This is a genomic window from Haloarcula sp. CBA1127 (genome assembly GCF_001485575.1).
Classification (GTDB): Archaea; Halobacteriota; Halobacteria; order Halobacteriales; family Haloarculaceae; genus Haloarcula.
In genome coordinates, this window is record NZ_BCNB01000006.1 from 1,185,315 (window position 1) to 1,211,978 (window position 26,664).

Below are 26,664 nucleotides of genomic sequence, written 5' to 3' on the forward strand. Positions count from 1 at the left end.
CAGACACCGCTGAGTAAAAGCATCGCTCACGACCGAGAAACCGAAAGAAGAATCGCGGACGTCGCTACTTGTTCGTCCGGATGACGTCGAGTCCGTTGTTCTTCTCGCGCTGGTCCTGTCCACCGTCAGTCTCGCTGTAGCCGGTGGTGCGACCGCCACTGCTCTGACTCCCGCTGTTCGGGGCGGGGCTGTCGAAGCTTTCGACGTTGTCGGACGCGTCGAAGGACGTGTCGTCACCGACTTCCTGAATCGCCTCGCGGGACTTGTTGGCCTGCTTCTGGGTCGTCGGACCGAGCACCTGAGCGGACTGGACGCCGGTCATGATGGCCATGACCCGCACCTTGCCCTTGTACTCTTCCTGAATCCGTGCGCCCCAGATGACGTTGGCGTCGGCTTCGAGCCGCTCGGTGATGTTCTGTGCGATGCCCTCGGCCTCCTTCAGCGTGAGGTCCGGGCCGCCGGTGATGTGGACCAGACCGCCGCTTGCGCCGCGGTAGTCCACGTCGAGCAGCGGGTGGTTCATCGCGTCCTTGACGACCTCTTCGGTCTTGTTCTTGTCCTGGGTCTCGCCGACCAGCATCACCGCGACGCCGCCCTGATTCATGATGGATGTCATGTCGGCGTAGTCGAGGTTGATGAGGCTCGGCTGGGTGATGGTCTCCGAGATGCCCTTGACAGTCTCGGCGATGATCTGGTCCATCACGGAGAACGCCTTGCCGATGGGCAGGTTCGGGACGTAATCGAGCAGCCGGTTGTTGTCCAGCACGATGATGGAGTCCGCTTCGTTGCGGAGCTTCTCCAGGCCTTCCTCGGCCTTGACCGTGCGGGCCCGCTCGACGTTGAACGGCGTCGACACCATGCCGACGACGATTGCGCCCTGTTCCTTGGCGATCTTCGAGACGACGGGGGCGGCACCCGTTCCGGTTCCGCCACCCATGCCGGCGGTGACGAAGACGAGGTCAGCGTCGCCCAGCACTTCCTTGATAGTCCCCTGTGCCATCTCCGTGGCGCGCTCGCCCATCGATGGGTCGCCACCGGCACCGAGGCCGTTGGTGAGGGACTTGCCGACCAGAATCTTCGTGTCGGCTTCGATCATCTTGAGGTGCTGTTTGTCCGTGTTGATGGCCACGGTGTCAGCGCCCTCGACGCCGATGTTGTACAGGCGGTTGACCGTGTTGTTGCCGGCGCCACCACAGCCGACGATGACGATGCGCGGGTCGCCGAACCCGTCGACGTCCTCGTCGGACATCTTCTTCTTTTCTTGCTCGTCGCGTTCGAGGGCCTCGTTGACGATATCCTGCATCGTTACACCTTGGCCCAGGACCGCTTCTTTTCGGAGGCCTGTTCGGAGCCTTCCTCGGCGAGCATTTCCCGAACCGCCGAGCGAATCGCTTCGCTCCGATTGGGGTACTCGCCCGTCTCGACCATCTGTTCGACCTCTTCAATCTGCTGCTTCGGAATCCGTAGTGTCACACGCTCCATGTTTGGTAGTTTCCCCTTGGGTAAGACGGCCCGGACGGGATCTGTTTACGACCCGCACGAGTGTTTACACAGCGAAACCGCAGTACGAGGGCGGCATCCCCCCGCGTTCATCGCTGTGTAAGACGACCGTCTTACGCAGAATAAACCACTGACCCTGATGTATTAAAACTTACGGGCAGTGTCATACACTTTCCCGTTTACGCCGCCTAAGCGCTTCTATCCAGTGCAAACGCTAACTTAGGCCTGATCGAGCACATCTGCTGCAGGTGTTCGTCTCCCACAGCCCGGGCAGAATCCCCAGTCCGATCGGAGCTCATCGCCGCAATCACAGAACACCCGGCGGGATGCCTTCTCACCGCAATTCGGACAGTAAACGTGGTCAGATCCCAGGTTTTCACCACATTGTGCGCACGTCTTACGTTCTTCCGCCTCGGTTCTGTCCCGTGTTTCCGGCTCTGTCTTACGCCCGCTCGTATCAGACGTTTGATCTTCGTCGTGGGACCGCTCGCCCTCGGCGCTCGCTCCTCGGTCAGCGGTGCGCCGTCGTTCGGTTTCGGCGTTCGCTGCCCCTGCGCTTACGCCGTCTAACGAGATGTTTACGTTGACATCCTGCGGCTGCGAAGGTGGGCGTCGCGTCTGCAGTCGGTCGGCGATGATGCTGTCGACGCGTTCTTCGATGAGTTCGTCGATTGTCTCGGCGTCGGTTACGGACTCCGACGACGACGATGGGTCCGACACTGACGGTGACGCGTCTCCGAGGAACTCCCGGAGCGCTTCGCGCATGACCTCACTCTTCGAGGCGTCGAACGCCTCGAGTTGGTCGATGAGGTCATCGTCAGCACGGAACGTTATTTTACTCATCGGACTCGGTGAGAGTATTATGCATGATGGTATTTTAATCTTCCCGCACTGTCTGACGCCCGTCAGCTACCGGCATGACGCGGTACATCTCCTCCCGGTGGATTCCGCTCGTAGACCGCTTTGACTTGTCTCTCGGAAGATCGGGAAGCGAGGTCAGACGTGTCTGACACTGTCCAGTGTGTCACCCCGCGTCGTGTGACCGTTCGCCGAACCCTCTGCGAATAACAACCCTTAAGTCCAGACGGCGGGGTATTTTCGGGTGTCGACCGCCCTTAGCTCAGACTGGTAGAGCAGTCGACTGTAGATCGACTTGTCCCCCGTTCAAATCGGGGAGGGCGGACTTGGTTTTCAGCCGAACTATGGCTGATAGCGTACGCCACGTTTACGTGGTGTATAATCCCTCTATCACTGGATTCACTTTCCCGAGAGCGACGGGAAAATCCGGAGTGGAGCTTGATTCCAGTTGGGGGTCGCTGCCTTCTTGCGAATTTCATAGCTGAGAGGAGGTGGTCGGCGTGAGCCGTTCCCATCCCGATGCGGACGGCCTACACTGAGTGCGTGGAGGCAAACACCTACGGCGTTCACGTCGCTGCAAAGCGGCCGAGAGCGGTCGCGAGCGATTCCGCGACCGATCTACCGCGGGCTCTAGTGGACTGTTATTTTTATATACTCTTTCGAATGAAACAGCTGTTAGATAGAGCATCCAAATTGGTCGTCAGCAGATACTTCCTTCGACAAAAGCAAGTGTCCCCATGGACCAAAGAAACCTTATCGAGGAGGTTGAGGCACGACTTGAGTATATTCCTCGATGGAAAAAGATTCTGGGCGTGGCACTTCTGATACCTCCGATTAGCATACTCGGAATGGCGTTTTTCACCTACGAACTGTATCAGGCTGGTAAGGAACTACGAGAGGATGAGACAGGTTCTCCATCGGTAACGAAGATGGGATAACAGGACAACGGGGTGTGGAGTAGCCTGTATTGATCACGACCGGATCATGACTTATAACTCGATGTGACGTTCAACAGAGCCGAACGTACCTAAAAGCGAACGCAGGCGAAATATTGTGTCGGGGCTTTAGGTCCGGTCTGCACCTCTAATCGCGTGAGGAAGCTTTGAGAGTTCTGTCTCACTCCCACGGAAGCGGTACTTTGAGGAATTGGTTTTAATGACGAGTGTCGCCTTCGCCATCAGGAGTCCGGCAAATATCGAGATAGCCCCCAACATGAAGAAAATAAGAGCGATAGCCTGCCCACTTGGCAATATAACTGACAATAGAAGCCAGAGAATCCCTGAAAAAACGATTCCCAATAGCCCAGCAACCGTCGCTCTATTGAGGTATGACGGTGGGGAGTAATCGATCTCAGAAATACTGTCCACCCGGATATCTGTGATTGACTTGGCCGTGTCAAAGACCAATCGAGAATCCGTGCAAACGAGTTTGCCCGTGCCTGTTAACGGGGGAGTTGGCGTTGTCTGATCAACCTCTGCGGATGCCAGACGCGACTCATTATTTTTCACATAGTCATCTGCATTCATATTACAATACTAAATACGTCCGTCAGTATCTACTTTAACTTGCGTGTTACTTTCCAGTTCAACACTGCCAAGAGGTACAGGCAGGAGAATACCCCACGTCGGGGAAGACGACTTGGTTTTCGGCCCTGCACCATCCAGCCCACTGGAGGCGGTCAGCCGGTGAGCGTAACCGGGCGTTCGGCAGCGAGCATGATATCCTGCGTGGTGCTCCCGAGGAGGACGTTCGCGATCCCCGACCGTTTGCGTCCGCCCATGACGATGCTGTCGGCATCGCGGTCCGTTGCGGCGTCGAGTATCTTCCGTCCGACTTCACCGCCGACGGCGACCCGTTCGACGGAGATGCCCTCCGCTTCCAGATGCTCCGCAGCAGTGACAGCGGCGTCGACCTCCTCGAAGTTGTGGGATGGAGCGCCCTTGTAATCCTGATGAGGGAACACGAAGAGGACTGTTGCTTCGACTGAATCGGGAGTGTTGGGAAGGGAAGCAAGGTATTTAGCCTGGTTCCGTGCTCGCTCTTCGCTCGTATCGACTGGGACGAGGACTCGCCGTATCCCGTCGCCGAGGACAACGCTCTCGCCTGTGATTGTGACCGGCCGCTCAGCTGAGAGCAGGACGTCTTGGGCAGTGCTACCGAGCAAGACTTTCGAGACGCCCGATCGCTTGCGTCCGCCGACGACGATCTCATCGCTGTCCAGTTCGGTCGCAGTACGGACGATCTGTTGGGCAACGCCGCCGTCGTCAACGGTTCGAGTTACTGAGACGCCGGCTGCTTCCAGTTGATCGGCCGCCTGGACAGCAGCGTCTATGTCGTCGAACGCCACCTCAGCAGCGTCGGCGAATTCGTCGGGGGGCACCACGTAGAGTACTGTCGCCTCGACGGTTTCAGTGGCATCCGGGAGCTGTGAAACATAGCTCGCTTGATTCGACGCGCGCGCTTCGTCTCTGTCGACGGGTATGAGTACACTGTACATCACACATAGATGTGTTAGTGCAACTGAATTAAATCATGACATATGTTCCCGCAGGGTAAGAAAGCCAGTCTGCGTGACCAGCTCGACCGGGTGATATGAACCGTACTGTTGTGATGCGCTCGAAGCAGTAGACGTAGATCTCGCATCAAAGCGAAAACCGAGGGGCCACAAGGTGCTGAATATAGACCTGCAGAATCTCGAATCGAACTGCGCGTGTCGGCTTGGCGTGGCGTTAGAAGCGCTCGCTCATCGCCGCTAGCCCCGCGTCCACGTCTACGGCCGCGCCCTGCTCACCGAGCGCGTTACCCAACGCTGCAAGCAGATAGCTGACGTTCTGCCGTCGGGCCGAATGACCCATGCAGCCGATACGCCAGATGTCGCCTTCCAGTGCACCCAGTCCGCTGGCGATTTCGAGGTCGTACTCGTCCAGCAGGTACTGGATGACCGCGCCGTCGTCAACGCTGTCGGGCACACGGACAGTGTTCAGGCTCGGGAGCCAGAAGTCGTCCGGGGCGTTCATCTCCAGCCCCATGCCCTCGACGCCGGCTTTCAGCGCGCCAGCGACGCGCAGGTGGCGATCCCAGCGTTCCTCGATGCCTTCCTCGGCGACGAGTCGGAGCGCCTCGCGGAGCGCGTAGACGTTCGTGATTGGGGCCGTGTGGTGGTAGGCGCGCTCGTCGCCCCAGTACCCTTCCAGCAGCGAGATGTCTAGATACCACGAGCGGGCCTCGGACTCGCGGGAGAGGACCTTGTCCATCGCGTCGTCGTTAAGCGTGAGCGGGCTCGCGCCCGGTGGACAGGAGAGGCACTTCTGCGGGCCGGAGTAGGCCACGTCGATGCCCCACTCGTCGACGCGGAGTTCGACGCCGCCCAGCGAGGTCACGCTGTCAGCGATGACCAGCGCGTCGTTTGCGTGGGCGATGTCAGTGAGTTCGGGTACCGACGGCTGGAGCACACCAGTGCTGGTCTCGGCGTGGACGAACCCGAACACGTCCGGGCTGTGTTCGTTGAATGCCGCGTCGACTGCCACTGGGTCGAGCGGCTGGCCCCAGGGGGCGTCGACGGTGACGACCTCGCCGCCTGCGCGTTCGGCCATGCTCGCCATCCGGTCGCCGAAGTAGCCGTTCGTCGGGACGAGCATCGTATCGCCCGGTTCGACGACGTTGCCGATGGCCGCCTCCATCGCCGCGGACCCGGTCCCGGAGACCGGAATCGTCCACTTGTTCTCCGTCCGGAACGTGTATCGGAGGAGGCCCTGGACCTCATCCATGATTTCGATGAACGAGGGATCGAGGTGGCCGACCAGCGGCGTACTCATCGCCTTGAGTACGCGTGGGTGTACGTCGCTCGGGCCGGGGCCCATCAGCGTTCGATCCGGCGGTGTCAACTCACCGACAGCGGGTGCCGCATCCATACCCTGGGGTACCCGGTGACTGGGCATTAATATCAGTGGTCACAACCCCTGAGTCAGGGGCGGCCTCACATCTCTGCTGGGAGTGTCCCTCTCTCCCGGAAAAATATAGACTAACTATCACTTCTATGCTGCCAGTCATCGGCTGCCACTACCCTACTCCATAATCACAATCGCCAGACGCCACTGGTGTGAAAGGTGTGAACAATCTACCCTGTTTTTACTCTCGTACTGCTAAGGTGGCGTGTGGTCGTCGATGGGATTGTTCGATAACGCTGCGTCCCCTGGGGAGGAACCGAGACGCCGGTACACCTGTCTGGTGTGCCAGGCGTCGTTCGACGTTCAGTACCACTCGTGTCCGGACTGCGGTGGGTACGACATCCGCCGGACGAAGTGGCTCACGTAGCCCCCGGCGTCCACGTTGGCACGTCCACCGGACTGCCTGCTATCGGGCTACACTGCCCTTTTTTGTCCAGAGTGTTGCTGTGTACCACAGCCACCAAGTGACCGCCGCCGGTACGGTCGTCCGTGAACCGACGACAGTTAGGGACGACAGGGTACGACGTGACGGATGTCGGACTTGGCACCTGGAACATCGGTGGTGACTGGGGCGACGTCTCGGCGGAGGAGGGTCGGGAAACGATCCGGACTGCGCTCGACGCTGGCGTCGACTTCATCGACACCGCCGACGTGTACGGCGACGGCTTCAGCGAACAGCGCATCGCCGACGTGCTCGACGAACGCGAAGTCCGCGACGAGGTGACCGTCGCGACGAAGGCCGGTCGCCGGCTCGACCCCCACACGGCCGAGCGCTACAACCACGAAAATCTCTCCGAACACGTCGACCGCTCGCGGGAGTACCTCGGGGTCGACTCGCTGGAACTCCTGCAACTGCACTGCCAGCCGACCGATGCCTACTACCAGCCCGAGACGTTCGACGCCCTCTCGCGGCTGCAAGACGAGGGGAAGGTCGACCACTGCGGCGTCAGTGTCGAACGCGTCGAGGAAGCGCTGAAGGCCATCGAGTACCCGGAAATCGAAACGGTCCAAATAATCTTCAATATGTTCCGCCAGCGGCCTGCGGAGCGGTTCTTCGAGGAAGCCAAGCGCCGCGACATCGGCGTCATTGTCCGGGTCCCGCTGGCCTCCGGACTCCTGACCGGCAACCTCTCCCGGGACACGGAGTTCCCCGAGAACGACCACCGGAACTTCAACATCGAAGGCGAGGCGTTCGACCGCGGTGAGACCTTTGCCGGCCTCCCGGTCGACGAAGGCTTCGATGCCGTCGACGAACTCCGCGAGCACGTCCCCGAGCGAATGACGATGGCCCAGATGGCGCTACGCTGGATTCTGGACCACGACGCGGTATCGACTGTCATCCCCGGCTCGACTTCGCCGGACCACGTCCGGGCAAACGCAGCGGTCAGCGAGATGGACCCGCTCTCGAATCAGGTCCACGGCGCGGTGCGTGACATCTACGAGGAGTACGTCTTCGACGACGTCCACCATCGCTGGTAGTCACCGCTCCGCAAACGTTTACGATTGCAGACACTTTTCACAGCGGTAAACAACGACTGACGCAACGAAATCTGGCTCAGACCTCTATCTGGAGCAACGCTTGCGTCCCCGAAATCATATACCAAATCTGACCATTCTGGCCACAGAAAACATATGAATACAGACAGTTCACGGCCATCGTCGTGTCAGAATCTGAGAGTGCGTCAGACAATTATCGGACCCTGTAGTCCACACTCGAACTGCCCATCAGTCGTCGGCGGACACCGAGTCACACAATGCCTGCCATCGCAGGCGGACGTTCTATTCCCGTGGCTCGCGACCCGCGTACTGTGAGTCCAGTTCAGCTAGTGGGTAGAATCCACGTCACCGGAACGCGCCCCAGGCACCGATGAGTGGTATCGCGACCGGGCGCGAGATCGTCCGGGCGGTTCGCGAGGAAAACGTCCCGTTCATGGCGGCCAGCATCGCCTACTATGCGATTGCATCGATCGTTCCACTGCTTGCGCTCTTGCTCGCTGTGCTCTCTACGTTCGGGGGCACCGCCACGCTGCTGGACCTGCTTCGGACGGTCCTCTCCGAGAACGGCCAGGTAATTCTGACCGAACTGCTTGAGAACACGCGCGGCCACGGGGCGACTGGAACGCTGAGTCTGGTGTTCGTGGCCTGGAGCGGCAGCAAGGTGTTCCGTGGTCTCACAATTGCCTTTACCGAGGTGTACGGCGAGGTCACTGATATCTCGCTGCCGGTCCAGCTCGCCCGTAGCGCAGTCGTGATGGGAGTGCTATTCGGTGCTGTCGTCCTGCTGTCGGCCACGAGCGTCTCGCTCACGTACGTTCAATTTCAGATCCCGTATCCGACGCTGGTCGGCAATCTCGCAGCGTTTGCCGCCCTCGCTATCGCGTTCGTCCCGATATACTACGTTTTGCCGCCCGTCGAAACCTCGCTCACGCACGTCGTGCCGGGCACGCTGTTAGCCGCGGTGGGCTGGATCACTATCCAGGTCGGGTTCTTCTACTACGCCGGTACCGCGGGTCGGTACGCGGCCTACGGCTATCTCGGTGCCTTGCTCCTGTTCGTCACGGCGCTGTATCTGGCCGCCATCGTGTTGCTTCTCGGCGTCGTCGTCAACGCGACACTGGACTGGTAGCACCTGTGGGCGGCCGCGTCGGGTCTTGCATTGGCAGGCAGTAGCTTCCTTCTGGTTCCTCCGGTCTATCCAGTCGCCACATGAGCGAATCATCGTCACTGCGGCCCCGGGTCGCCGGGCGTCTGCAGTCCAGCGCGGAACAAGCCATCAAACGACCGGTCAAGGAGGCTGTACAGGAAGTGCTCGCGGACGCGGCCCAGAACGGGGACGGAAACGCCGAATCCGAGCCAGAAGCGTCCGCGCCTGCGTCAAGACGCACCGAAGTGGACCCGTCGGACGGCACAGACGCTGACCAGTCGGCGTCGTCCGCCGGGGACGACGAACAGGGCGGCTCGCGTTCAGGCTCCGGCAGTCGACTTCGGTCTCGCCGAACACTGGCCTTCGGGCTCTTTGCACTCGGTGCCTACCTCTCCCGCCGTCGTCGGTCTTCAAGCGAGGAAACGTAGCGCCGGCAACGACGCACGGTCCGTGCGTCAGTCGAAGTCGACAAACAGCACGTCCTCGACAAGGGCGTCGGTCGCGCGTCTGAGCCGCTCGGAGGCTGCCTGGTGTGTTATACCCAGCGCGTCGGCGAGCTCTGACAAATCCACCTCGCGGGGCACCTCGAAGTAGCCGCGGTCGGACGCCTCGGCGAGGATCTCGTACTGGGCCGACGTAAGTCCGTAGCGGCCCGCCGGGTCTTCGTCGAGTTCCCGGATCGAGGAGACCTCGAAGGCGAGGTTGTGCTCCGCACAGAAGTCGTGCGTCTTGGAGAACAGCGACCGACGCGGATACAGCACTCGCAGCTTCCAGGCGGTCCCATGGCCCACGGCATCGAGAATCGTCGCCTCTGAGTTAGTGAGCATCTGGACGATGAGGTCGACGTGGTCGACCCACTCCATCCTGAACAGCCACTCGTCCTCAAAGTCGCCCAGCAGTTCGACGTTGTCAACGGAGGGGTCCGCTTCGAGTGTCTGCTCGATGTCCTCGCGCTGACTCCCACGGACCCACAGCATCGGCATGAGTGCGTCGTCACCGCTCGTGACGATCCGCTCGATTTCGAACTGCAGCTCCGGTAACTGTTCCAGCGAGTGATTGAGCGCTAGGTCGCTGGCCGGAACCGTCCCGGAGACGATGGTGGGCATAGATACCTGAACTGGGAGTGGCACGCTGGTATGTCTTTTCGTTGACTATTACGGGTCGGTAGCCACATGACCGTCTCATCGCTCGCCCAGCGGCTGCGTGTGCAAGCACGTCGGTGATGGGCATCCCGCCGGTAGCGACGACTGCAATGTCTACGATCCAGTTGACCGACGACGATGTCGGCAAGACAGTTGTCACGAGTACCGGCGACGAAATCGGCATCGTCAGCGGGTACAGATACGGCACCGCCTACGTTGACCCGGACCCCGGGCTGAAAACGACACTCCTGACGAAACTCGGCTGGGAAGACACCGACGCCGATGACGGTTACCCGCTGCAGACTGATGCCGTCGACACCATCACCGAGGACCAAATCCGTCTCAGCACGGACCTGTAACAGACAGACGGTCAGAAACCGGGGTATCGTGCTGCGACTGTTTTTGCATTTGAGGCCGAACGGGGAGGCGGTGACAAACCGTGTTGCTCGTTCGTGCCGTCGGTCGCCGTTATTTGACCATCGCTTCACAGGCCTCAGCACACTCTGAAAGGACCTCCGCACAGGCACGGCAATGGTCGTGGTCGTGCTGCTGACACTCTTTGGCACACTCCCGACAAACTGTCGCGCAGAGTCCGGCCATCGCTTCTCGGTGTGATGACCCTCGCGCGAGGAGCTTGCAGTGGAGGGCTGCGACGTCCGTCACGTCATGACAGTGGCGAATACACTCGGTCATGCCGTCAAGTTCCGCACACTTGTCGGCACACCACTCGCACACGTCGACTGCTTCTCGACACAGTTTCAGACACTCGCGTTCCCGCTCGCTCAGATGTGCTGCGTCAGTGAGGGGCTGTGACATTACGGTCTTTGCTACTGCCTGTTCGTCTACGAGAGTGCGGCCTGCATGCGAAAGCTGGCCTGTCAGCCACAGGATAGCTGGTGTCACAGCCCGTTTCGGGCTGGCGACACGGTTTGCGGCCCCAGCTCGGGACTTGCAGTTGTGCAATGGACGTATCAAGGACCAATGCCGGGTGGGCAAACCCGGCGTGAAACCGTCCCGTACAGGGGAGCATGAGACGGTGGGCGTCGGGAGAGTACGAGCACCCAATGTGCTCGCAGACAGTGGTCCGCACTATCCGATATTTGTTATACAGCTCTTTATCTGCTGACCGTCAGTGAACTGGGCAGCAGGAGGCCGCTACTGAACGTTGTCCACACCGACCGGACATCCGTCGTCGTTGACCACCGCAATCGGTCCTCCGGCGGGTGTTACAGTCGTCGACTTCGACCGTTACTGTCCGTTTGTGACGGACTAGCCAACCGCTACCGGCTGGGCCGTGGGACATCACGACGCCGGTCTGGTGTGAAACGAGTCGGCCCACCACGGGTCTGCCGAAGTGGTCGTTATTCTTCGGTGGTGAGTTTCGGACCGGGCTTCCAAGTGTTGCCTTCGAGGACAACGAGGTCGTAGCGTTCGAGCACCTGAAGCGTATCGACGACTGCCTGGGCGTCGAAGGAGACGGTCATATCCTCGGGCAGTTGCTGGGCGATTGCACTGCGTGTCCCACCGTCCATCCGGACCACCGTGTCAAGCAACTGTTCGAGGTCGTCGAGTAGCGAGACGAGCGACGTCGACCCCTCGTCTTCTGTCGCCAGTTTCGACATGACTTCGTCGTAATTCCCAGATATCTCCATCGATACGGACACGGCCTCGCCTTCGATGTCTTCTTCGTCTCCCATAGGGGCAAATATATGCGCACTTGTAGAAATACGTTTCCATATTTGTTACAACAGACGCATCTACCGGCTGTTTCACTGCAAAAGTGAGTTGCAGTCTTGTTGTTACCTGTCCAATACGTGTGGATATAACTACGTGATAGGAAAATACTTGGCCCACTCTGAGTGTCGACACATCTATTTAGTAGTTAATCTCTCAATCTAATCTCAGTTTGTCGGAATAATTAGCTATATTTCGCAAGTTTAGATATCTCTCCTTGACCAGGCCTGTTACCGTGGTCTCGGTAATCTCACATCATCAAAGACGCACTGCCCCTGTTGTGATCGTTCGGATAGGTCGAACGATATCAAAAGTGCCTGCGTCGTAGCGTAAGCCCGGCCCGGTGGCAGCTAACTAGTCCACGTCAACTGGTACCCTGCCGCTGGGCCGGTGTATCCGCTCCCACGGGCGACACACGCTCGGGCAGTCTACTCTCTCTTGTCCCGTCGGATAACAAAAGTACGGTTATTATTCCCCTGAACTGAACAGTCTCCTGTCTCTTCCGCTGGACGGGGCTATCGGCGAGCCACAGTGCCGTGGAACACTGTCAGTTTCAGCATACGGAACAAGCAACACATCGATTCTGTTTGATCCCGGTGCGCTCTACGTTTGCCGGCAATGGACCGACATGGTAGGGGACAGCGGCAAGCGCGTACAGCCACATATGCGCCTATTTCGCGGGGCGCTGTAGTCCGATGGATGGCCACCTGTTGCTTTCACTGTATTCGGCATCTGTTCGAGAATACGAACTATCGACAGCGAAGTGCGACTGCGCGAGTGCCAGCCGGCGACGGACGTAGTGTTAGCACACGTCCGAGAGTTCGGTTCGCCGACGCTCGCTCAGTGGATGCCGACGTACGCCTCTGTGATGTAGTCGTTGTTCTGGAACTCCGCGGCGGAGCCACTGAGCTCGACCCGGCCGGATTCCAGCAGTGAGAGCCGGTGGGCGTGGCGCAGCGCGAACGTGGCGTTCTGCTCGACGAGCAGGAGCGTCTGGCCCTGGTCGTTCAGCGTCTCGATGGCGTCGCTGATGTCGTCGATGATGACGGGAGCCAGCCCGAGCGTCGGCTCGTCGAGGACGAGTAACTCTGGGTCACCCATCAGCGCCCGTCCGAGGGCGAGCATCTGCTGTTCGCCGCCGCTCATGGTCTGGGCCTCTTGGTCCCGGCGGTCGTCGAGCCGCGGGAACAGGTCGTACACCATCGTCAGGTCAGCTCGGACGGCGTCGCGGTCCTCGCGGAACTGCGCGCCCATGAGCAGGTTCTCGTGCACCGAGAAGAACGGGAACAGGTCGCGGTCCTCGGTGCAGTAGATGAGGCCGTCGTTGACCAGCTGCTGGGGGTTGAGGTCGGCCACGTCTCGCCCGTTGAACCGAATCGTCCCGCCGTAGTCGAGGAAGCCGGCAACGGCGTCCAACAGCGTCGTCTTCCCCGCGCCGTTGGGGCCGACGATGCCGCCGATCTCCCCGCGCTCAACGGTCAGCGAAACGCCGTCCAGCGCCTGAGACTTGCCGTAGTACACGTCGAGGTCTTCGACTTCGAGCAGCGGGTCGCTCATTGGACCGCGCTCACCTCCCCGGCGAGGTAGGCGTCTTGGACCCGCTCGTCACCGACGATGTCGGCCGGGTCACCAGACGCCAGTTTCTGGCCGTTGTGCAACACCACGACTCGGTCGACGAGGTCCATCAGGCCGCGCATGTTGTGGTCGACGACGACCATCGTGATGCCCTGCTCGCGGAACGATTCGAACTGCTTGGAGAGTTGCCGGACCTCCGTCTGGTTTAGGCCGGCGAAGGGCTCGTCCAGCAGGAGGAGGTCCGGCTCTGTCGCCAGCGCTTTCGCAATTTCGAGGCGGCGAACGTCAGCGTGGGGCAGGGAGCCGGGGTCGTCATCAAGTGCGTCTTCGATGTCGACCTGTGCGGCGTAGCCGGCGATTGCATCGTCGTTTGCACCCCCGTCGAACGAGCGGATACTGTTGGGGAAGGTGAACAGTTCGATGTTCTCTCGGACGGTCATCGACCCGATCGGATTGGACTCCTGAGAGACACGCGACAATCCACGGTTGACAATCTGGTGCGTCTTCTTGTCCGTGATGTCCGCGCCATCGAAACGCACTGTTCCGCTAGTCACCGCGTAGATGCTCATGATGCAGTTGAACACGGTCGTCTTGCCGGAGCCGTTGGGGCCGATGAGGCCGAGTATCTCGCCGCTCTCGACGCCAAAGGAGAGGTCGTCGACGGCGACGAGGCCGCCGAACTGCTTGGTCAAGTCCTCAACCGACAGCAGCGTCACCGTCGGTCACCTCCCAGCGCGCCGAGTGCACGCCAGAGGAGACGGAACAGTCCGTCCCGGGCGAACACCAGCACGAGGAGAACGAGCAGCCAGAGGGCGAGCCAGCGCAGTTCCTCGCCGAGACCGACGAGGAACACGTCCCGGAGTCCAACGAACAGGAACGCGCCGCCCAGTGGCCCCAGAATCGAGCTCATGCCGCCGATAACCGCCATCGCGATCATCTGAATGCTGTTGTCCACGATGACGAACGTCTGGGGGTCGACGCCCGCGTTGACGTGGGCAAGCAGGACGCCGCCGATGCCCATCGGAACCGCGCTCAGCACGAACGACCAGAGCTTGAATTTCGTCGGGTCCAGCCCGGCCGCCGAGACGGCGTCCTCGTTCTCTCGGATGGCGATCAGTACTGTGCCAACATCGGAACGTCCGACGTAGGTCAGCGTGGCCGCAACGGCGAGCATCGGCACCACAACCATGTAGTACTGCAGCGTCAGGTCGTAGGTGAACACGTCGACGCGAATGCCACGCAGGCCGTTCGTCCAGTGGCTCAACGCCTTCGTCAGCCGGTAGAACAGCAAGACGGTGACGAAGGTGACAAGCGAGAAATACGGGCCCCGTAGTCGGAGGGACGGGACGGCAATCGCCAGCCCTAGCGCCGTCGTCGCGAGTATCGACAGCGGCACTGTGACAAACAGCGGTAGCTCGGGGCTGAGATGCAGTGTCAACAGGCCGGTGGTGTAGCCGGCCGCTCCCGACAGCGCTGAATGGCCGAAACTGATGTAGCCGGTGTAGCCGCTCTGGATGTCCCAGCCCATTGCGAAGATAGCCCAGACCGCGCCAAGCGTGAGCGGTCTGAGGTAATCCGGCCCCCACAGCGGCGCAGTGACGAGACCGCCAAGGGCCACCACCAGCAACAACAACTGCAGGCCGGTGACTTCGCCGAAGCGCTCGCCGAGCCTGCGGTTGTACCGCTCGGCGACCGGCCAGAGCAGCCGCTCCGCTGGCTGGCCGACCGCTCCGATGACGCCGGCTCCCTGCGCGAGGATGTTGTCTCTTAGCACCGATTCGGCGCGGCCAACGAGTCGACCGACACCCTGGCCGGTCTGTTCTCGGTCACTCATGGACGAACTCCGTGCCGTACAGGCCCTGTGGCAGCACCAGTAGGACGACCACGAGGACCACCAGCGACATGATGCCGCGAACGCTCTGTCCGAGGAACTGTCCGGTTGCCGTCTGCAGGTAGCCGACGATGTAGGCGGCGGCGACCGACCCCTTGATGGAGCCGATGCCGCCCACGACGACGATGATAAAGGCGAGCGCGAGCGGTTCCAGCCACATCGTCGGTTCGGCCGCGCCGATGCCGCCCAAAAACACGCCGGCGATGCCAGCCAGGCCGCCCGCGACGAGCCACGTGCGGGCACGCACGCCAGACACGTCGACGCCGGTGAGCATGGCCCCGCGCTCGCTCATCGAGGTGGCGCGTATCGACCGGCCGCTGTCGGTCTTGGTGACGTAGTACCAGAGCAGGCCCATCGCGACCCAGGAGGCGACGAAGGCCGCGAGTTCCACGTAGAGGATGCGGGTCCCGAGCGCCTGGACCTGCAGCACGCCCGGTACCACGCTGTACTGGTAGGGCTGGGCGTGAAACACGAGCGTGACGAGTTCGGTGAAGGCGATGGCGACCACGATGGTCGCGAGGAACGTGATGACGACGTTCTCCTCGATGGTCCGGACCAGCACGACGTAGAGACCGTAGGAAATGAGCCCGACGATGACGATTGTGAGCGGGAACGCGACTATCGGATGCAGCGTCACGCTCGCGAGGATACTGTCCGAGACGAGACTCAGGTAGGTGTACGCGCCGGCCATTATCAGCGCTCCGTGGGCGAGGTTCAACACGCCGCCGACGCCAAACACCATGGTGAAGCCGATAGCGATCAGGGCGTAGACGGCGCTGATGAGCGCGCCGTCGACGATGACGCTGGCAATGTCTCCCAGCATCGTTCACCCCATCCACGGTGGCGCGGCGTGTTCGGCGGTCCGCAAGTCTTCCGGGTAGACGCACTCCAGAGACCCGCCCTCGCGCCATTGGGTAAGCGGGTAGTTCGTGATGATGCCGTCACTATCCCGCTTCTCTCGGAGGTCGTGGGCGTACGTCTCGTCGGCCCCGTAGAACTGGACCTGCCCGGCCGTTCCAGTGAAGTCGGTCTGGAGCAGCGCGTCGACAATTGCATCGAGGTTGTTCTCCTGGTCGACGGTACCGGCGCGCTCGGCGGCGTTCTTGAAGACGTGTATCGCGTCGTAGGTCACAAAGCCCATGTACATCGGCTTGCTCGGCGGGTCATCGGCGTCCCCGTACTCCTCCATGTACGACTCCGTGAACGGGACCGTCTTCGACGTGATGTCGGTGACACCCGCCGCGCCGGACTGGGTTGTCGTCTCGTAGGCCGCCGCGCCTTCGGTGAGCTGGTAGTAAGCCGGCAGCATCGACGCGACGTGGACTCCTTCGATGCCAAATTCGTACTCGCCCTCCGCCCAGCGGGCCGCCATCGGCCCGCCGTTGATGTGCGCGAAGAAGCGGAACATCGCGTCCGCGCCCACCTCGTCCACGTCGTCTAGTACCGACCCGAATGAGGTGGTATCAGTTGCCAGCCCGTTCACCATCGGTACGTCCAAGTCCGCCTCCCTCAGCAGGTCGACCAGCCGGTTCCGGAACACCGTCGTCCACTCGGCGTCGTCGGCGACGACGGCGAACGTGTTCCACCCGTGGCGGTCCGAGAGGTGGCTGGCGTACTGGCTGATGACCTCCGCCTGGAAGTGGGAGTTCACCGGCCCGACCCGGAACGTGTTCTTGTAGCGCTCGTAGTCGGACGCGACGAACTCCGTGACGGTGCTCGGCGCGGCGGAGCCGGTGACCAGAAACGGCGTGTTGAACTCCGACACCAGGTCCATGATGGACTGGGTCACCTCACTGGAGAACGTGCCGACGATGGCGTCGACTTCCTCCTGTCGGACCAACTCGCCTGCGACGGTGCGCGCCTCGGACGGCGACGCCCGCGTGTCCTTCGTAACGAGTTCGACGGTCTGGTCGGCGATACCACCGTCGTCGTTGATTTCCGCGACCGCCATCTCCGCCGACCGCTTCGAGCCGATGCCGAGTGGGTTGCTCAGCGGTGCGAGGTGGCCGATGGTGACCGTCTCGGAGATGCCACCACCTCCATCAGGGTTCTCCCCACCACCGCCGCCGTCACCGCTGCAGCCGGCGAACAGTCCGAGCGCTGCGCTCGCCCCGGCCGCTCTGATGAATGACCGCCGACCGATACCGTTGGTATATGCTGTGCTCCTGTCGCTGGGTGTGCTCGTTGGGTCTGCCATGGTCTACCCTCGGTGGGTGGTACCACGTTCCAAACCATTCACATTAAAGATGCGGGAGAGTCCGCAGTCTGTTCCAAGCTCCCTCACAGGTACAGCGGGACGGTCACGATGGGCTGGCCATCAGAGCCCATGTCGACAGTGGGCGCTCCGTGGCCGTATGCCCCGGCACGCAGAAGCCACAGTCGACCAAATCTATATTTGGGTGGCCATCACACATCGAATATGGCGTTTAGCTTGACGGCCGAGCAGACGGCAGTCCGAGAAGCAGTGCGTGAATTCGGCGAGAACGAGATCGAGCCGCTCGGAACGGAATGTGACAGGGAGAAACGCTACCCAGCGGAACTGATGGAGCAGGCGGCACAGTACGACCTCATCGCGCCGGAAGTCCCCGAGAAGTACGGCGGCGCGGGGATGGACAGCCTCACCGGTGTCGTCGTCACCGAAGAACTGTGGCGTGCCGACCCGGGCATCGGGAGCGCCATCGGCTCCCGTGGCTTCGGGTCGAGCATGATTCAGAAGTACGGCGACGAGTGGATGAAAGAAAAGTGGCTGCCGAAGATCACCAGCGGCGAGTCGGCGTGTGCCAGCGCCATCAGCGAACCCGCCCACGGCTCGAACGTGGCCGGTATCGAGACCTACGCCGAACGCGACAGCGACGGCTGGGTACTCAATGGCAACAAGATGTGGATCACGAACGGCACCGTCGCCGATGTGATGGTCGTGATGGCAAAAACCGACCCCGACGCCGGCCACGAGGGCATCAGCGCGTTCCTCGTGCCGACAGACACCGACGGCCTGCAGGCCGAGAAAATCGACAACAAGCTCGGCATCCGCGCGTCGGACCTGGCCGAAATCATCATCGACGACGTTCGCGTGCCCGAGGAGAACCTCGTCGGAGAAGCGGGCGCTGGCTTCTACCAGCTGATGGACTTCTTCGCGAGCGGGCGGGCAAACGTAGCCGCGCAGGCCGTCGGCACTGCACAGGCCGCCATCGACGACTCTATCGAGTACGCGAACGAGCGCGAGCAGTTCGGCCAGCCGATCAGCGAGTTCCAGGCCATCGAACACAAGGTCGCGGAGATGGCCACCAACGTCGAGGCCGCGCGGTCGCTTACGTATCGCGCCGCCAGCGCGATCGATTCTGGCAACCTCGATGTGGCGACGAAGTTGGCCAGCATGGCGAAGTTGTTCGCCAGCGAGCACGCCGTCGACGTGGCCGACGAGGCGATTCAGGTCCACGGCGGCGCGGGCTACGTCACCGACCACAACGTCGAGCGGTACTACCGCGACGCCCGCATCACCAAGATCTACGAAGGGACCAGCGAGATCCAGAAGAACATCATCGCCGACCGCGTGCTGTGAGACTGCACTAAAGCTGAGAGATCGCGCAACCTACCGCCGGAGCGTCAGGAACTCGGCCGAAAAGACAGCTTCGTCGGCCTGATTCACCGCGGTGACTTCGGTTCGGACGACGCCCGTCGCAACCGGATGGTCCCGCCGTTCGGTATCGACAATCTCGGCCTCGACGTGAATCGTATCGCCCAGGAACACCGGCTTGACGAACCGAAGCCGGTCGATGCCGTAGAACGCGACCATGTGGCGCTTTTCGGCCTCGTCGCGGGCCTGCCACAGGAGGCCAGTGACGACTGAAAACACCAGCGCACCGTGGGCGATTCGTTCGCCATACCCCGAGTCGGCCATCCGCTCGGCGTTCGTGTGGAGGTGATTGAAATCCCCGCTGACACCCGCGAAGTTGACCACATCGGCCTCAGTGATGGTTCGCCCCGACGTGGTGAAGCCGTCGCCGACTTCGACTGCATCGAACTCGCCGGCCATCTTACCGGCCCTCACAAGCGGCCGTGGCACGACGCTTCGGTTGCTGGTCGAGTCGGCACTGCCGCGTTCGCACCCGCCGGTCCCGGGACTGTGGGCCGCTACTATTGCTAGACATACACATTGTAACCGTATCCCGCACCGGTGTTAATGCTACCGGGGATCGCCGGTTACTCGCGACGCCACCACAGGGAGACACAGCGCCCACAGGCTGTTCTGGCTGTTCAACTATATTCAACGGAATCCGGAAGAGAACACTCAGGACGTAGCTTTATTGCGGATGCCCGAGATGTCCGATGCGATGTCAAAGTCACACACGGAGCGGTTTCGCCTGGAAGGACAGCGGGCGATTATAACGGGTGCATCGAGCGGCATCGGCCGGGCAATCGCTGAGGAGTTCGCGGCCGACGGGGCCGACGTGGTTGTCTGCTCGCGCGAACAGGACAACGTCGGACCGGTGGCCGACGAAATCAACGACAGCGACCGGCCCGGTGAGGCGGTCGCTATCGAATGCGACGTGACAGACCGCGAGGCCGTCGAGGCGCTAGTGGAAGCGACCGTCGACGAGTTCGGCGGGCTGGACGTGCTCGTGAACAACGCCGGCGCGAGCTTCATGTCCGGGTTCGACGACATCAGCGAGAACGGCTGGAAAACCATCGTCGACATCAACCTCCACGGGACCTACCACTGCACGCAGGCGGCCGGGGACGCGCTGGCCGCGGACGGCGGCGGGACGGTCATCAACCTCTCCAGCGTCGCCGGGGAACAGGGCGCGCCGTACATGAGCCACTACGGGGCCGCAAAGGCCGGCGTCAGCAATCTCACGTCGACGCTGTCGGCGGAGTGGGCCGACCGGGACATCCGCATCAACTGCATCGCGCCTGGCTTCGTCGCCACGCCGGGCGTCGAGTCACAGATGGGCGTCAGCGCCGACAACATCGACCGCGAGGCCGTCGAGCGCCGCATCGGTCTCTCGGAGGAGATCGCCGACATCGCGCTGTTCCTCGCCAGTCCGGCCTCGTCGTACATCGTCGGTCAGACCATCACCGCCGCCGGCGTCCCACGGCTCGAAGAGACGCCTGACATCTGAGCGCCGGGAGTTCCAGTAACGACGGTCGGTGCCGCGGTCTCACTTCGAAACGCCGAGCCAGTCCGGTAACTCTCGGAGATCGTCAAGAGCCACATCCACGGCGGGTCCGTCCTCGGCCCCGTAGGCAACCGTCCACAGCCCGGCCCGCGTTCCGCCGTCCATATCGTGCTCGTAGCGGTCACCGACCATCACGGCCTGTGTCGGTGCGACCCCAGCCTTCCCGAGCGCCGTTTCGAACATCGCCGGGTCGGGCTTGGTTCGACCGACGGACTCCGAGGCGGTGTACGAATCCATCGCGTCCCAGACGCCGAAGGTCCGCAACAGTTGCTCGCCCTCGTCGGCGTCCACATCGCTGATGACGCCCTGATGGAGCGGCGCGTCTGCCAGTTCCTCAATGGCCGCGATGGCGTCGGGGTTGGGCCTGACCTGCTCGTTACGGATTTCTTGGAACAGTGATTCCCACTCGGTTTCCTTGGGACTGACTGTCAGAATCTCGTCGACTGCCCGCCGGTAGCCCTCGCGGGCGGGCCGGAACGTTGTCCCCTCGCGCTCGCCGAAGTACGTTCCGAGGACGTTCCGCCATCGTTCGAGGGCCGCGTCGGAAGCCGCAGTGGCCGGGTACTCGGCACACAGCCGTTCGACAAACTCGCGGTGGGCCGCCCGGACGGACGCCATCCGAAGGATGACGCCCCCGATGTCCCAGAAGACGGCCTCAACGTCTGGACTCTCACTCACGGCAGCGGCTTGGACTGGCCCGGGTATGAAACTGCCGCCGACGCCCGGCGTCTCCCGGATGCGCCGGGGTGGGCGTGTCGGAGCACAGCGCCGGGAAATAAACAACCGACCACGCGTTCGCTGTGCTCCAACACTTATGATGTCGACGTGCGAGAACGAGAATGTGCCATGATATCGTTCACCGATTCCGAGGCCGCGACTACGCTTGCCGAGCGTGCCCGAGCGTTGATGGACGAGGTCGTCATCCCGCGGGAGCGAGAACTCGCGGGCGGGACGGCTATCTCCGACGCAACAGTTCGCGACCTCCGCGCTGCCGCACGGGAGTACGACGTGTACGCTCCACAGATTCCTGAAGAACACGGCGGGATGGGCTATGACTTCCGGGACGTGTTGCCGACGTTCGAAGAAGCCGGTCGGAGTCTGCTCGGTCCACTTGCGATGCGCGTCGACGCGCCCGACGAAGGGAATATGCATCTGCTAGAGATGCAAGGGACTGACCTCCAGAAATCGGAGTACCTCGACCCGCTCGTCGAGGGTGAGATTCAGTCGGGCTTCGCGATGACCGAGCCGATGCAGGGCGCGGGCTCTGACCCGAAGATGATACGCACCACGGCGCAGAAGGACGGTGACGAGTGGGTCATCGACGGCCACAAGTGGTGGACGACCGGGGGTGTTGACGCCGACATTCTGCTCGTCTTCGCTCGGACGGACGAGGACGTCCACCCGTATGAGGGGTGTTCAGTGTTCATCGTCCCGGCCGACGCCGACGGCGTGGACATCGTTCGGAACGTCCCGCACATGGGGAGTCAGGGCGACCCGAAGGGCCACGCCGAAATCGAGTTCAACGGCGTTCGCGTCCCCGAGGAGCACCTGCTGGGCGAGGAAGGCAACGGCTTCCAGCACGTCCAGCAACGGCTCGGCCCGGCGCGGCTCACCCACTGCATGCGTTTCTCGGGGATGGCCGAGCGGGCGCTGTCCATCGCCAAGGCCTACACCACCGAACGGCAGGCCTTCGGCGACTCCGTGGCCGATAAACAGCACGTCCGCTTTGAAATCGCCGAACAGGAGACACAGATTCAGGCCGCGCGGGCGCTGGTCCGGGCCGCCGCGGACGCTATCGCCGCCGGCAAAGAAGCCCGCGTCGAGGTGTCGATGAGCAAAGTGTTCGCCGCCCGGGCGACGCAGGACGCTATCGACACTGCGGTCCAGTTCTGTGGCGGCAACGGCATCGGCCGGGACCTCCCGCTTGCGGACTTCTATGAGCTGGTCAGGACGTTCCGCATCGTCGACGGAGCAGACGAGGTCCACCTGCGGACCATCGCCCGGGAGGCCTTCGAGGACGTGGACAGCGAGGAACTGGAGCCGGTGCGTCGCTACCGCGAGTAGGACCGGGCGGTCAGCGGCAACGGTCGCTACTCTCCTTCGAATTCCGGTTCCCGGTCGGCCGCAAAGGCCGCCGTCCCTTCCGCTACGTCGTCGGTCGTCAGCAGGAGCGCAAAGGCCTGGCTCTCCATTTCGAGGCCGGCGTCGAGGCTCTCGTCGGCCCCCTCGTTCATTACGCGCTTGGCTTTCCGGAGGGCAATCGGCGGCCCGGAAACGAGGTCCGCAACGAACTCTTCGACCACGCCATCGAACTCGTCGGCGTCGACAGCCCGATTGATGAGTCCCCAGTCAGCCGCCCGCTCGGCGGAGATGTGTTCGCCCCGGAACACGAGTTCCTTCGCCCGCGCATCGGTCAGCATTCGGATCGCGCGCTGTGTCCCACCGCCGCCGGGGAGCAGGCCAAGCGTGATTTCGGGGAAGCCGAACTCCGAGTCTGTCGTCGCCAGCCGGAGGTCACAAGCAAGAGCGAGTTCCAGCCCCGCGCCGAGACAGTAGCCGTCGATGCGCGCCAGCGTCGGTCGGGGGTACTCGGCGACCGTCGTGAACACTGCTGTCGGCTCCGACGTCTGTGCGGGGTCGCGGTCCGCGAAGCCGGAGATGTCGGCCCCGGCGGAGAAGGCACGGTCGCCGGCCCCTTCGAACACGACGGCCCGGACGTCGTCCTCGTCGACCGACGAGAGCAGGTCAACGACCTCGTCCGCGAGGGTTTCGCTGATAGCGTTCATCCGCGACGGGCGGTCGAGTTCCACTTCCAGCAGGCCATCGCCGTCGAGTTCCCAGTTGATGGTGTGGTAGTCACCCGGGCTGTCGCCGGTGTCGTACTCGTGGAAACCCCGTCCTGCTTCCGTCCCGGTGTGGCCGGCTTCCACGAGTTCGACGAGGTACTCCGCTGGCTCGTAGCGGTCGTCGCCGTGCTCGTCGTGGAGCTTCCGGAGTTTTTCGAGGACCCTGTCGAGGCCGATGTCGTCGGCCCGGCGGCAGGTCCCCTCCGGGAACCCGGCTCCGAGTCGCATCCCCGTGTCGACGGCCTCCGCCGTCGCTACGTCGTCGCCGACGAGCTTTGCGGCCTCGTTCGCCATCACCGCTTCGACGCGGAGATGGTCGAACCCCTCGGCATCCTCCGGGACGTACTCTGGGCCGCCGCCGTCGTCGTAGTCGTAGTACCCCTTGCCAGTCTTGCGGCCGAGAGTTCCATTTTCGACTTTCTCCGCCATGATGGGCGGCACCGGCCTTCCGGCCTCCGTCCGGACGTGGTAGCCGATGTCGATGCCGGTCAGGTCGCCGAGTTCGAACGGGCCCATCGGGTAGCCTCGCTCGTGGACCATCGCGGCGTCGGCCTGCCGGATGGTCGCCTCGCCCGCCGAGACCATCCAGGCCGGCTCGCTCATGAACGGCCCGAGGACGGAGTTGACGACGAACCCACGCACGTCCTTGCGGACGTATATCGGCGTCTTGCCGAGCGATTCGATGAACTCGTAGCCGCGCTGGGCTGTCTCGTCGGTCGTTGCCTTGCCGTAGATGACTTCGACGAGGTCCATCTTCACCGGCGGATTGAAGAAGTGTAGGCCCAGCACCGAGTCCGGCCGCTCCGTCGCTGCGGCGATCTCCGTAATGGACAGCGAGGAGCTGTTCGTCGCCAGCAGCGCATCTTCGGGCGCTGCGGCGTCGACGGACTCGAAGATGTCCTGTTTCACCGAGAGCTGTTCCGGGCCGGCCTCGATGACCAGATCCGCGTCGCTCACCGCCGCTTCCAGATCGGTCGTCGTCGCGACCCGCGCCGCCACGTCGTCGGGGTCCTCGTCGAGTCGCCCCTTCTCGGCGAGCTTTTCGAGCGACCACTTGATTTCCTCGTAGCCACCTTCGACGATGTCCGCATCGATGTCACGCAGCACGACGTCGTAGCCGGCGATTGCCGTGACCTCGGCGATGCCGTGGCCCATCGTTCCCGCACCGAGCACTGCAACTGTCGCTATCTCTGGCTGCTCTGCTCGCATACGCGTAGTGTCTATTGCAACACATATCAATCATCCCCCTGGCATCCGTTTTGTGTCGCAATACGTCGACGATTATTACCAGCCAGAAAGCCACCGGCGAGCTGTGTATGGGGTTGCTGCCATCTACCGGGACTTCGACACGAAAACCGGCGCTTATTTCTTCTCTGTTAGAGCGGTTCGTCGCCCTCGATAATCCGAATCGCGCGGTCGGCCAGCGCGGGCACGCGGTTCTCCATCAGCGGGTAGAACGGGTCGTCGGCGTTGCCTTCCAGATAGCGGCGGTAGAACATCTCACCAAGGGCGGCGAGCTTGTACACGGCGAGCGTCCGATAGAACCGCTCGTGTTCGAACGTCAGGCCGGTCTGGGCTTCCCAGCGGTCGACCAGGTCCGTCCGGGTCAGGTAGCCCGGCGCTTCGATGAACTCCATGGCGAGGTCGGGAATCTCCGGCTCGGGGTCCTTGGCGTCGCGCCAGTACGAGAGCAGCCAGCCGAGGTCGGCCCGTGGGTCACCCAGCGTTGCCATCTCCCAGTCGAACACGGCGGCGAGTTCGGGGCTGTCGTCGGGGCCAAACATCACGTTGTCGAGCTTGTAATCGCCATGCACCAGTGTCTCCGGATGGTCGTCGGGACACTCGTCCTGAAGCCACGAGCCGACCCGCTCCAGTTCAGGGATAGTGCGGGACTCGGCCGTCCGCTCGAACGCCCAGGCCAGTTGTTTCCCCCAGCGCGCGACCTGCCGCTTCGCATACCCGTCCGCACGGCCGAGGTCGGACAGGCCGACGGCTGACGGATCGACCTCGTGGATGGCCGCGAGAGTGTCGACCAACTCGGTGCCGACTGCCGCTCGGGCGTCGTCGTTCCCGAAGCGTGCTGGCTCGTCATCTCGGATGACGGTCCCCTCGACGCGGGCCATAACGTAGAAATCGCTGCCGATGACCGACTGGTCGTCACAGGCCGTCACCGTCGGCGGGACCGGGACGGCTGTGTCCTGCAGTGCGTCGATGACGCGATACTCCCGCAACACGTCGTGTGCCGTCTCGGCGGTCTGGCCCGGCGGGGGCCGCCTGACGACCAGTTCTCGGTCGCCCCAGGTGACAAACAGCGTCTCGTTGGAGTGGCCCTGCTCGTGGCGCGCAACGTCGAACGTCTCGGCCGGGCCTATTTCCCTTGTAAGAAATTCTTCGAGCGCATTTTCGTCGACCAGCCGCTGGTAGTAGTCGCTGCTGTGTTCAGTCATAGTGTCTGATTTGGCTCCGTGTCATGAAAAGCTGCGGGTCGTGTCACCGTCCGACGAACTCCGGCCGGCGGTCGGTCAGGAACGCCTCGACACCCTCCTCGTGGTCGGCCGTCTCGAAGACGATACCTTGGGCAGTTGCCTCGTCGCGCTGGGCGCGGTCGAAGGACTTCTCCAGGCCGTCCTGAAGCAGCCGCTTGGAATGCCGGAGGGCAATGGTGGGCCCATTGGCAATGCGGCTGACAGTCGCCGCGACCTCGGACTCGAACGACTCGGCGTCGTAGACGTGGTTGAACAGGCCCAGTTCCGCGGCTCGCTCGGCGTCGAGAATCTCGCCGGTGAACACTAGCTCTTTTGCAACGTTGGTCCCGACGATACGGGGGAGCAGATACGACGTGCCAGCGTCGACGCTGAGGCCGACCTGCCGGAACACGAAGCCGATGCTGGCCGACTCGCTCGCCAGCTGGATGTCACAGGCGATCGCGAGGTTCGCGCCGGCCCCGACGGCCGACCCGTCGACCTTTGCGACGGTCGGGACGGGCAGTGCGACGACTCTGGCGATGGTGTCGCGGGTCCGGCGAGCCAGTTCGCTGACGGCGTCGTCGGTCGGGTCGTCGTTCGTGAGCCGCTCGCTCATCCCCTCGATGTCGCCGCCGGCCGAGAACGACTCGCCAGTGCCTTCGATGACGACACATCGAACATCGGACGCAGTCTCGATGGTATCGAGGTGGCGCTCCAGCGCGTCGTATACGGGCTGTGTGAGCGCGTTCCGCGTCTGCGGTTCGTTTAGTGTCAGCGTGGCGATGCCGTCGTTGATAGAGAGCAGTACGGACTCGCTCACTGGATATCACTCCGTTGTCGCTGCATGGGGTCGCTTCACACGGTTCCGGTATAAATTTACCGCTG

At 62.4% G+C, this 26,664-nt stretch carries 28 protein-coding genes and 1 tRNA gene; 10 read left to right on the forward strand and 19 right to left on the reverse strand.

The annotated features are described in order from the left end of the window. Positions 1 to 64 precede the first annotated feature (64 nt). From ftsZ to AV059_RS10685, 3 genes are all read right to left on the reverse strand, one after another. Positions 65 to 1,303, reverse strand: a complete 1,239-nt coding sequence (ftsZ, locus tag AV059_RS10675) for a cell division protein FtsZ (RefSeq protein ID WP_058994391.1) — start codon at positions 1,301 to 1,303, stop codon at positions 65 to 67. A 2-nt stretch (positions 1,304 to 1,305) separates the two neighbouring features. Beyond that, complete coding sequence (locus AV059_RS10680) at positions 1,306 to 1,482, reverse strand: ribbon-helix-helix domain-containing protein (RefSeq protein WP_004515010.1); 177 nt, start codon at positions 1,480 to 1,482, stop codon at positions 1,306 to 1,308. A gap of 237 nt (positions 1,483 to 1,719) precedes the next feature. After that, the gene (locus AV059_RS10685; protein ID WP_058994392.1) at positions 1,720 to 2,343 is read right to left on the reverse strand and encodes a zinc ribbon domain-containing protein; all 624 of its coding nucleotides are present in this window, start codon (positions 2,341 to 2,343) and stop codon (positions 1,720 to 1,722) included. A 266-nt stretch (positions 2,344 to 2,609) separates the two neighbouring features. Between AV059_RS10685 and AV059_RS10690 the strand changes: the two genes are divergently transcribed. Both AV059_RS10690 and AV059_RS10695 read left to right on the forward strand, forming a co-directional pair. After that, positions 2,610 to 2,683: transfer RNA gene (locus AV059_RS10690), tRNA-Tyr, on the forward strand. Between the two features lie 412 nt (positions 2,684 to 3,095). Beyond that, a complete protein-coding gene (locus AV059_RS10695; protein ID WP_058994393.1) occupies positions 3,096 to 3,296 on the forward strand; it encodes a hypothetical protein in 201 nt (66 codons plus the stop codon). 126 nt (positions 3,297 to 3,422) lie between these two features. On the opposite strand, the gene AV059_RS10700 is transcribed toward AV059_RS10695, so the two are convergent. The 3 genes from AV059_RS10700 to AV059_RS10710 form a co-directional block, all read right to left on the reverse strand. After that, complete coding sequence (locus AV059_RS10700) at positions 3,423 to 3,884, reverse strand: hypothetical protein (protein WP_058994394.1); 462 nt, start codon at positions 3,882 to 3,884, stop codon at positions 3,423 to 3,425. A 152-nt stretch (positions 3,885 to 4,036) separates the two neighbouring features. Continuing rightward, positions 4,037 to 4,855 carry a universal stress protein gene (locus AV059_RS10705; protein ID WP_058994395.1) on the reverse strand — a complete coding sequence of 273 codons (819 nt, stop codon included), beginning with the start codon at positions 4,853 to 4,855 and terminating at the stop codon, positions 4,037 to 4,039. 232 nt (positions 4,856 to 5,087) lie between these two features. Beyond that, complete coding sequence (locus AV059_RS10710) at positions 5,088 to 6,269, reverse strand: alanine--glyoxylate aminotransferase family protein (RefSeq protein ID WP_058994396.1); 1,182 nt, start codon at positions 6,267 to 6,269, stop codon at positions 5,088 to 5,090. A 253-nt stretch (positions 6,270 to 6,522) separates the two neighbouring features. Between AV059_RS10710 and AV059_RS22395 the strand changes: the two genes are divergently transcribed. The 4 genes from AV059_RS22395 (at position 6,523) to AV059_RS10725 (ending at position 9,377) form a co-directional block, all read left to right on the forward strand. Then, on the forward strand, positions 6,523 to 6,672 hold the full coding sequence (locus AV059_RS22395) for a hypothetical protein (protein WP_195156651.1): 150 nt from the start codon (positions 6,523 to 6,525) through the stop codon (positions 6,670 to 6,672). Between the two features lie 122 nt (positions 6,673 to 6,794). Further along, entirely contained in the window at positions 6,795 to 7,784 is a 990-nt protein-coding gene (locus AV059_RS10715) for an aldo/keto reductase (protein WP_058994397.1), read from the forward strand. 388 nt (positions 7,785 to 8,172) lie between these two features. Continuing rightward, positions 8,173 to 8,931, forward strand: coding sequence for a YihY/virulence factor BrkB family protein (locus AV059_RS10720; RefSeq protein WP_058994398.1), 759 nt, complete (start codon positions 8,173 to 8,175; stop codon positions 8,929 to 8,931). Positions 8,932 to 9,011: 80 nt separating this feature from the next. Then, complete coding sequence (locus tag AV059_RS10725; protein ID WP_058994399.1) at positions 9,012 to 9,377, forward strand: hypothetical protein; 366 nt, start codon at positions 9,012 to 9,014, stop codon at positions 9,375 to 9,377. Between the two features lie 27 nt (positions 9,378 to 9,404). Here the strand turns inward: AV059_RS10725 and AV059_RS10730 are convergent, their stop codons facing one another. Further along, the gene (locus AV059_RS10730) at positions 9,405 to 10,055 is read right to left on the reverse strand and encodes a helix-turn-helix domain-containing protein (RefSeq protein WP_058994400.1); all 651 of its coding nucleotides are present in this window, start codon (positions 10,053 to 10,055) and stop codon (positions 9,405 to 9,407) included. Between the two features lie 146 nt (positions 10,056 to 10,201). Between AV059_RS10730 and AV059_RS10735 the strand changes: the two genes are divergently transcribed. Continuing rightward, complete coding sequence (locus AV059_RS10735) at positions 10,202 to 10,450, forward strand: PRC-barrel domain containing protein (protein WP_369815292.1); 249 nt, start codon at positions 10,202 to 10,204, stop codon at positions 10,448 to 10,450. A 109-nt stretch (positions 10,451 to 10,559) separates the two neighbouring features. Here the strand turns inward: AV059_RS10735 and AV059_RS21605 are convergent, their stop codons facing one another. From AV059_RS21605 to AV059_RS10765, 7 genes are all read right to left on the reverse strand, one after another. Further along, the gene (locus AV059_RS21605; RefSeq protein ID WP_079990755.1) at positions 10,560 to 10,907 is read right to left on the reverse strand and encodes a four-helix bundle copper-binding protein; all 348 of its coding nucleotides are present in this window, start codon (positions 10,905 to 10,907) and stop codon (positions 10,560 to 10,562) included. 545 nt (positions 10,908 to 11,452) lie between these two features. Further along, the gene (locus AV059_RS10740) at positions 11,453 to 11,788 is read right to left on the reverse strand and encodes a hypothetical protein (RefSeq protein WP_058994402.1); all 336 of its coding nucleotides are present in this window, start codon (positions 11,786 to 11,788) and stop codon (positions 11,453 to 11,455) included. Between the two features lie 877 nt (positions 11,789 to 12,665). After that, positions 12,666 to 13,382 (reverse strand): ABC transporter ATP-binding protein, encoded by a 717-nt coding sequence (locus tag AV059_RS10745; RefSeq protein ID WP_058994403.1) that lies wholly within the window; start codon positions 13,380 to 13,382, stop codon positions 12,666 to 12,668. Continuing rightward, positions 13,379 to 14,116 carry an ABC transporter ATP-binding protein gene (locus AV059_RS10750; RefSeq protein WP_058994404.1) on the reverse strand — a complete coding sequence of 246 codons (738 nt, stop codon included), beginning with the start codon at positions 14,114 to 14,116 and terminating at the stop codon, positions 13,379 to 13,381. The genes AV059_RS10745 and AV059_RS10750 overlap by 4 nt, the downstream gene beginning before the upstream one ends. Continuing rightward, complete coding sequence (locus AV059_RS10755; RefSeq protein ID WP_058994405.1) at positions 14,113 to 15,234, reverse strand: branched-chain amino acid ABC transporter permease; 1,122 nt, start codon at positions 15,232 to 15,234, stop codon at positions 14,113 to 14,115. Before AV059_RS10755 ends, AV059_RS10750 begins: the two co-directional genes overlap by 4 nt. Continuing rightward, entirely contained in the window at positions 15,227 to 16,114 is an 888-nt protein-coding gene (locus tag AV059_RS10760) for a branched-chain amino acid ABC transporter permease (protein ID WP_058994406.1), read from the reverse strand. The genes AV059_RS10755 and AV059_RS10760 overlap by 8 nt, the downstream gene beginning before the upstream one ends. 3 nt (positions 16,115 to 16,117) lie before the next feature. Beyond that, positions 16,118 to 17,488 carry an ABC transporter substrate-binding protein gene (locus AV059_RS10765; protein WP_058994407.1) on the reverse strand — a complete coding sequence of 457 codons (1,371 nt, stop codon included), beginning with the start codon at positions 17,486 to 17,488 and terminating at the stop codon, positions 16,118 to 16,120. A 222-nt stretch (positions 17,489 to 17,710) separates the two neighbouring features. On the opposite strand from AV059_RS10765, the gene AV059_RS10770 reads away from it, so the two are divergent. After that, positions 17,711 to 18,850 (forward strand): acyl-CoA dehydrogenase family protein, encoded by a 1,140-nt coding sequence (locus AV059_RS10770; protein WP_058994408.1) that lies wholly within the window; start codon positions 17,711 to 17,713, stop codon positions 18,848 to 18,850. 30 nt (positions 18,851 to 18,880) lie between these two features. On the opposite strand, the gene AV059_RS10775 is transcribed toward AV059_RS10770, so the two are convergent. Continuing rightward, positions 18,881 to 19,324 carry a MaoC/PaaZ C-terminal domain-containing protein gene (locus AV059_RS10775; protein ID WP_058994409.1) on the reverse strand — a complete coding sequence of 148 codons (444 nt, stop codon included), beginning with the start codon at positions 19,322 to 19,324 and terminating at the stop codon, positions 18,881 to 18,883. A 277-nt stretch (positions 19,325 to 19,601) separates the two neighbouring features. On the opposite strand from AV059_RS10775, the gene AV059_RS10780 reads away from it, so the two are divergent. Next, entirely contained in the window at positions 19,602 to 20,411 is an 810-nt protein-coding gene (locus AV059_RS10780; protein ID WP_058994410.1) for an SDR family NAD(P)-dependent oxidoreductase, read from the forward strand. A 39-nt stretch (positions 20,412 to 20,450) separates the two neighbouring features. Here AV059_RS10780 and AV059_RS10785 read toward each other — a convergent pair whose 3' ends face one another. Next, positions 20,451 to 21,146, reverse strand: a complete 696-nt coding sequence (locus AV059_RS10785) for an HAD family hydrolase (RefSeq protein WP_058994411.1) — start codon at positions 21,144 to 21,146, stop codon at positions 20,451 to 20,453. A 168-nt stretch (positions 21,147 to 21,314) separates the two neighbouring features. Between AV059_RS10785 and AV059_RS10790 the strand changes: the two genes are divergently transcribed. Then, positions 21,315 to 22,532, forward strand: a complete 1,218-nt coding sequence (locus AV059_RS10790) for an acyl-CoA dehydrogenase family protein (protein ID WP_058994412.1) — start codon at positions 21,315 to 21,317, stop codon at positions 22,530 to 22,532. Between the two features lie 26 nt (positions 22,533 to 22,558). Here the strand turns inward: AV059_RS10790 and AV059_RS10795 are convergent, their stop codons facing one another. The 3 genes from AV059_RS10795 to AV059_RS10805 all read right to left on the reverse strand — a co-directional run bounded on the left by AV059_RS10795 (position 22,559) and on the right by AV059_RS10805 (position 26,599). Continuing rightward, complete coding sequence (locus AV059_RS10795) at positions 22,559 to 24,523, reverse strand: 3-hydroxyacyl-CoA dehydrogenase/enoyl-CoA hydratase family protein (RefSeq protein WP_058994413.1); 1,965 nt, start codon at positions 24,521 to 24,523, stop codon at positions 22,559 to 22,561. Positions 24,524 to 24,690: 167 nt separating this feature from the next. Then, positions 24,691 to 25,761, reverse strand: coding sequence for a phosphotransferase family protein (locus AV059_RS10800; RefSeq protein ID WP_058994414.1), 1,071 nt, complete (start codon positions 25,759 to 25,761; stop codon positions 24,691 to 24,693). A gap of 43 nt (positions 25,762 to 25,804) precedes the next feature. Continuing rightward, a complete protein-coding gene (locus AV059_RS10805; RefSeq protein WP_058994415.1) occupies positions 25,805 to 26,599 on the reverse strand; it encodes an enoyl-CoA hydratase/isomerase family protein in 795 nt (264 codons plus the stop codon). Positions 26,600 to 26,664 lie beyond the last annotated feature (65 nt).

What these genes read in the sequence shown, in the direction of transcription:
- ftsZ (WP_058994391.1), bottom strand. Translation starts at nt 1,303, where the DNA reads ATGCAGGATATCGTCAACGAGGCCCTCGAACGCGACGAGCAAGAAAAG.
- AV059_RS10775 (WP_058994409.1), bottom strand. Translation starts at nt 19,324, where the DNA reads ATGGCCGGCGAGTTCGATGCAGTCGAAGTCGGCGACGGCTTCACCACG.
- AV059_RS10705 (WP_058994395.1), bottom strand. Translation starts at nt 4,855, where the DNA reads ATGTACAGTGTACTCATACCCGTCGACAGAGACGAAGCGCGCGCGTCG.
- AV059_RS10685 (WP_058994392.1), bottom strand. Translation starts at nt 2,343, where the DNA reads ATGAGTAAAATAACGTTCCGTGCTGACGATGACCTCATCGACCAACTC.
- AV059_RS10755 (WP_058994405.1), bottom strand. Translation starts at nt 15,234, where the DNA reads ATGAGTGACCGAGAACAGACCGGCCAGGGTGTCGGTCGACTCGTTGGC.
- AV059_RS10770 (WP_058994408.1), top strand. Translation starts at nt 17,711, where the DNA reads ATGGCGTTTAGCTTGACGGCCGAGCAGACGGCAGTCCGAGAAGCAGTG.
- AV059_RS10800 (WP_058994414.1), bottom strand. Translation starts at nt 25,761, where the DNA reads ATGACTGAACACAGCAGCGACTACTACCAGCGGCTGGTCGACGAAAAT.
- AV059_RS10720 (WP_058994398.1), top strand. Translation starts at nt 8,173, where the DNA reads ATGAGTGGTATCGCGACCGGGCGCGAGATCGTCCGGGCGGTTCGCGAG.
- AV059_RS10680 (WP_004515010.1), bottom strand. Translation starts at nt 1,482, where the DNA reads ATGGAGCGTGTGACACTACGGATTCCGAAGCAGCAGATTGAAGAGGTC.
- AV059_RS10760 (WP_058994406.1), bottom strand. Translation starts at nt 16,114, where the DNA reads ATGCTGGGAGACATTGCCAGCGTCATCGTCGACGGCGCGCTCATCAGC.
- AV059_RS10795 (WP_058994413.1), bottom strand. Translation starts at nt 24,523, where the DNA reads ATGCGAGCAGAGCAGCCAGAGATAGCGACAGTTGCAGTGCTCGGTGCG.
- AV059_RS10780 (WP_058994410.1), top strand. Translation starts at nt 19,602, where the DNA reads ATGCCCGAGATGTCCGATGCGATGTCAAAGTCACACACGGAGCGGTTT.
- AV059_RS10740 (WP_058994402.1), bottom strand. Translation starts at nt 11,788, where the DNA reads ATGGGAGACGAAGAAGACATCGAAGGCGAGGCCGTGTCCGTATCGATG.
- AV059_RS21605 (WP_079990755.1), bottom strand. Translation starts at nt 10,907, where the DNA reads ATGTCACAGCCCCTCACTGACGCAGCACATCTGAGCGAGCGGGAACGC.
- AV059_RS22395 (WP_195156651.1), top strand. Translation starts at nt 6,523, where the DNA reads ATGGGATTGTTCGATAACGCTGCGTCCCCTGGGGAGGAACCGAGACGC.
- AV059_RS10710 (WP_058994396.1), bottom strand. Translation starts at nt 6,269, where the DNA reads ATGGATGCGGCACCCGCTGTCGGTGAGTTGACACCGCCGGATCGAACG.
- AV059_RS10735 (WP_369815292.1), top strand. Translation starts at nt 10,202, where the DNA reads ATGTCTACGATCCAGTTGACCGACGACGATGTCGGCAAGACAGTTGTC.
- AV059_RS10695 (WP_058994393.1), top strand. Translation starts at nt 3,096, where the DNA reads ATGGACCAAAGAAACCTTATCGAGGAGGTTGAGGCACGACTTGAGTAT.
- AV059_RS10745 (WP_058994403.1), bottom strand. Translation starts at nt 13,382, where the DNA reads ATGAGCGACCCGCTGCTCGAAGTCGAAGACCTCGACGTGTACTACGGC.
- AV059_RS10725 (WP_058994399.1), top strand. Translation starts at nt 9,012, where the DNA reads ATGAGCGAATCATCGTCACTGCGGCCCCGGGTCGCCGGGCGTCTGCAG.
- AV059_RS10765 (WP_058994407.1), bottom strand. Translation starts at nt 17,488, where the DNA reads ATGGCAGACCCAACGAGCACACCCAGCGACAGGAGCACAGCATATACC.
- AV059_RS10730 (WP_058994400.1), bottom strand. Translation starts at nt 10,055, where the DNA reads ATGCCCACCATCGTCTCCGGGACGGTTCCGGCCAGCGACCTAGCGCTC.
- AV059_RS10700 (WP_058994394.1), bottom strand. Translation starts at nt 3,884, where the DNA reads ATGAATGCAGATGACTATGTGAAAAATAATGAGTCGCGTCTGGCATCC.
- AV059_RS10790 (WP_058994412.1), top strand. Translation starts at nt 21,315, where the DNA reads ATGATATCGTTCACCGATTCCGAGGCCGCGACTACGCTTGCCGAGCGT.